Annotated in this window: 3 protein-coding genes; all 3 read left to right on the top strand. The window is 37.7% G+C overall.

Features of this window, described 5'->3' with window-relative positions:
- The first annotated feature begins 68 nt into the window (after positions 1-68).
- Positions 69-1,928, top strand: coding sequence for a tetratricopeptide repeat-containing sensor histidine kinase (locus tag AC4PL9_RS14185; RefSeq protein ID WP_491605406.1), 1,860 nt, complete (start codon positions 69-71; stop codon positions 1,926-1,928).
- Positions 1,928-2,677, top strand: a complete 750-nt coding sequence (locus AC4PL9_RS14180) for a LytR/AlgR family response regulator transcription factor (protein WP_491605405.1) — start codon at positions 1,928-1,930, stop codon at positions 2,675-2,677. The genes AC4PL9_RS14185 and AC4PL9_RS14180 overlap by 1 nt, the downstream gene beginning before the upstream one ends.
- Positions 2,678-2,797: 120 nt before the next feature.
- Positions 2,798-4,350: NHL repeat-containing protein (locus tag AC4PL9_RS14175; protein WP_491605404.1), on the top strand; the 1,553-nt coding region annotated here is incomplete at its 3' end.

The raw sequence follows: 4,350 nt of genomic DNA, 5'->3' as shown, positions 1-4,350 counted from the left end.
AGAGAAATATAATCCAAGAGGAAGAAGGAGATAAATTACATCACCTACAATTTTTTACCATTTAGTCAATGAACACTGCCGATAGTCAGATTATTCTGGCTGGATGTACATTGGCAGGGTTGAAAAAAATGAGAATAAGTATATTTGGTGCGCCAAAAAGAAACGACTTGTTACATTTAATAAAAACCATCTTTTTTTTGTTGTTTGTATTTATCTTACCAGGTACTACAAATATAATTTCAGCACAAAAGCAGCATGTAAGTGATTCTATTTTTTCTGTTTTGGACTCTTTGGCCAAACAACAGATTGATACAGGTTCGGATCAGGCTTTACGAACTTTAGAAGCACATAGAAAACAGGCTGAGGAACACAATGATTTGTATCAGCTGGCTTTGGCTTACAGAAACTATTCCTTGTATTATTTACAACAAGCGGACTATCTTAATTCTTCCCGATATTCTCTTAAATCAATAAAACTGGCGAAAGAAAACGGGTTCACACGACTCAAGGGAGTGAACTATAATAATCTGGGAGTCATTGCACTGCGTCAAGGTGATTTTGAGAATGGAAAAGAGTATCTGGAGAAGGCAATTGCTATCTACGAACAACAGGAATATAAGATAGGTTCACTTTCACTTTCACATAGTTACCAGACATTAGCTGCAATCTCCTACTCGGAAGGAGAGTTGGATAAGGCACAACAGCAATTCGAATTGGGATATAAGTATGCGCTTCAGACCAATAACATAAAGACATTGGCTTCTTGTAGTAATGGACTTGCAGCGTTACACTTTAAAAAGGAAGAATATCAGAAAGCTCTAAAAGGTTATCAGAAAGCCTTAAGTTATGTGCGGCAGCTTGAAAACGGAGATAAAGAAACCGCAGGAATCTTGAACAATATTGCGATGGTGTATCGTAATATGGAAAAATACGACAAGGCTATAGAAACACTGAAAGAAAGCTTGGTATTAGCCAAAAAAAGTGATTCAAAAGAAGATATCAAAAAGACATATTCTTTACTGAATAAAGTTTATAAAGCTAAAGGAGATCTTTCAAATGCGCTGATTGCTTTGGAATATTTCACAGCTTATAGTGATAGTATTGTCGACCAGAATACAGTGAATGAAATTTATCGATTGCATGAGCAGTTTCAGGCTTCCGAACGAAAAGCTGAAATCGAGCAATTAACTAATCAGAATGATAATCTGGAAAAACATGCGGCACTTCGGTTTACCTTGTTTGTCGTTTCCTCTCTTTTATTGATCGCAACTTTGTTATTTGTATATTTTTATAACAGACAATCCAAGTTGAAAATTAAGGTCAAACAACAGGAATTGGAGCAAAAGGCATTACGTGCTCAGATGAATCCGCATTTTATCTTTAACAGCCTGAATAGTATTCAACGGCTGTATATTGAAGGGAAAGAAGATCTGGCAAATGATTACATGGCAGATTTCTCCCATCTCTTACGTGGAATACTGAATAATAGCGGGAAGAATGCAATTTCTCTCGAAGAGGAAATCCAGATTACCGAATTGTATCTTCAATTGGAACAAATGCGGACGGATAATCAGTTTGTATTTACGATCCACCTGTCTCCTGATGTTAATCCTAAAAAGCTAATCCCCCCGTTAATCATTCAACCCTATGTTGAGAATGCAATATGGCATGGAATTCTTCCTAATATGGAGAGAAAGGGGAATATCCGGATTGAAATAGAACAGCCTGATTCATCTGTCTTTACTTGCAGAATAACAGATGATGGAATAGGGTATTCAACCAGTATTCAACAAAAAGAGAATAAGAAAAATACTTCTAAAGGAATGGCAATTACTGCCCAACGACTAGGAGGTGAAAAGGCAGTAGTGATTGAAAGTAAAGAAGAGGGGGGAACTACCATTTATTTAACCATACCAATTATCAGATAATGATACGAGCTGTAATTATAGATGACGAAAAAGATGCCCGGTTTTTATTGAAAAATCTGGTACAAAAAAAACTAAGTGAAGCACTGGTTATTGTTGGTGAGGGGGATGATGTCGAGACGGGGTATTCCATTATTCGGGAAAAAAAACCGGGTCTGGTTTTCCTAGATGTACAGATGAAAACGGGAACAGGTTTTGACCTGCTGGAAAAATTTGATCGGGTAGATTTCGAGGTTATTTTTATTACAGCCTATAATGAATTTGCTATCAAGGCATTTCGATTCAGTGCATTTGACTATTTGTTGAAACCCATTAAATCGGTTGATCTTATCCAAAGTGTTGAAAAACTGGCTGAAAAAACACGACAACAAAAGATGGAACGGGATAAACGGGTACGGATTCTTGTTGAAAATTATGGTGCTGATGGAGAAATTCAAAAACTGGTTGTGAATAATGTGGATGGTTTCAGGGTGTTGGAAATTAAATCAATCGTACATCTGGAAGGAGACAGAAACTATACTCATATTATAATGAAAGATGGAACCAAAGTAACCACAAGTAAAAATCTGGGTGAATATGAACGATTGCTTTCTGAACAGGGTTTTTTTAGAATTCACCAAAGTACGGTTATCAACCTGCGCCATGTGACAGGGTTTAAAAAAGCTGATGATGGATATGTGGAAATGGTGAATGGATCAGAGTTAAAAGTAAGTCGTAGTCGAAAACAGGACTTCATAACCCGATTTAGTTAATTACCGATCGATAATTAGATCCCACCAACTTTTGTAAATAGACTGCCAACTACATAAATCTACTTTTATAGAGTTTATACTTCGATATATTTGAAAACCAAAATGAATCAAAACAGAAAAATGAATAAACGAATACGATTACAGGTTTTTGCAGCTTTTGTCTTGTTAACCACTTTTTCTTTGGCTCAACCTACCTATGAATGGAGTTATTCCGACGGGACGGTATCCAGTGATGGCGGGTACGATGCTCATATAGATAATGCAGGGAATAATTATATGTTAGTTGCAAGGTATAATACTACATCAATTCCTTCGGCAAGAATGTATAAAAAGGATCCGGCTGGGAATCTACTTTTGATGAAGACATTGACAAGTAATTTGGGGGTTCGTTTTTTTGAAATGACAACAGATGCTTCTGGAAACATTTACCTTACAGGAGAGTTTGAAGGAACTACTGACCTCGATCCTAACAGTGGTGTAGAATCAGCTACTTCTCAAGGTGATTCAGATAGCTTTATCTTGAAATTAACTGCATCAGGAGCTTTCGATTGGGTGAAAACGTTTGGAGGATCGGATAGAGATCAACCGCGATCAATTCAGGTTGCCGCAGATGGATCTGTCTATACTGTAGGCTCTTTTTGGGGGACCGTTGACTTTGATCCTGGTGCAGGAGTTGCATCTTTGTCATCCGCAGGAAATAGTGATGTATTTATTCAAAAATTAGATAACAATGGGGATTTCCTTTGGGTAAAACAATTAGGAGGTCCGGGATATGACACAGGAGTTAGTTTGATTCTGGATGAACTTGGAAACCCAATCGTAACAGGAGCGGTGCAAAGTACGGTAGACCTTGATCCCGGTGCAGGAACAGTTTCTTATACTTCGAATGGACTTAAAGATGTATTTATTCTTAAATTGAATACATTAGGTGACTATATATGGAGTAAAACGATTGGAGGAGTTAATAGTGATACTTCGCGTGATATTGATATAAATTCCGCAGGAGATATTGTAGTAACGGGAGAATTTAGAGGAACAGTGGATTTTGATCCTAATGCCGGCGTTTCAGAGTTAACTTCTATAGGATCTCCGTATGATTGTTTTGTACTTCAGTTAGATGCAAGTGGGAACTATTTATGGGCAAAGAATTTTGGCGGAGTTGGCGGTCATGGATCAGGTTCCGGAATTGCAATAGATGCTGATGATAATGTCTACATAACAGGTGATTTTGACGAAGCATGTGATTTCGATCCGGGAGCAGGTGAGTATATTTTAGATGTCTCGGACGAGGATTACTTTGTCGTAAAGCTGGATGTAAATGGTGATTTTGTTTGGGCGTTTAATTCCGGAGGACAGGTTCCTGCAAATGGAGAAAGTATCGCTGTTGATGCAAATAATAATGTTATAGTAGTAGGGTCTTTTAGAGGAACACGTGATTTTGATCCCGGAACAGGTGAGCATACTATGACTTCAAATGGAGGATTTGACTATTATCAGTTAATGCTCTCTCAAACCTGTATAACAACTACAATAATACCTGATGTTACATCGCTAACAGCAATCAGTGATGAATGTAGTGTTAGTACTTTGATAGCACCAACGGCTTCTACAAATTGTGCTGGAGCAATCACCGGAACACATACTGCTACACTCCCCATCACTACATCAACCAC

This window comes from Wandonia sp., from assembly GCF_984588085.1.
The sequence above is the reverse complement of the archived record's forward strand: the minus strand, read 5'-3'. Positions and strand labels throughout refer to the sequence as shown.

Coding starts and splice junctions, on each gene's coding strand:
- AC4PL9_RS14185 (WP_491605406.1), top strand. CDS start 69: ATGAACACTGCCGATAGTCAGATTATTCTGGCTGGATGTACATTGGCA.
- AC4PL9_RS14180 (WP_491605405.1), top strand. CDS start 1,928: ATGATACGAGCTGTAATTATAGATGACGAAAAAGATGCCCGGTTTTTA.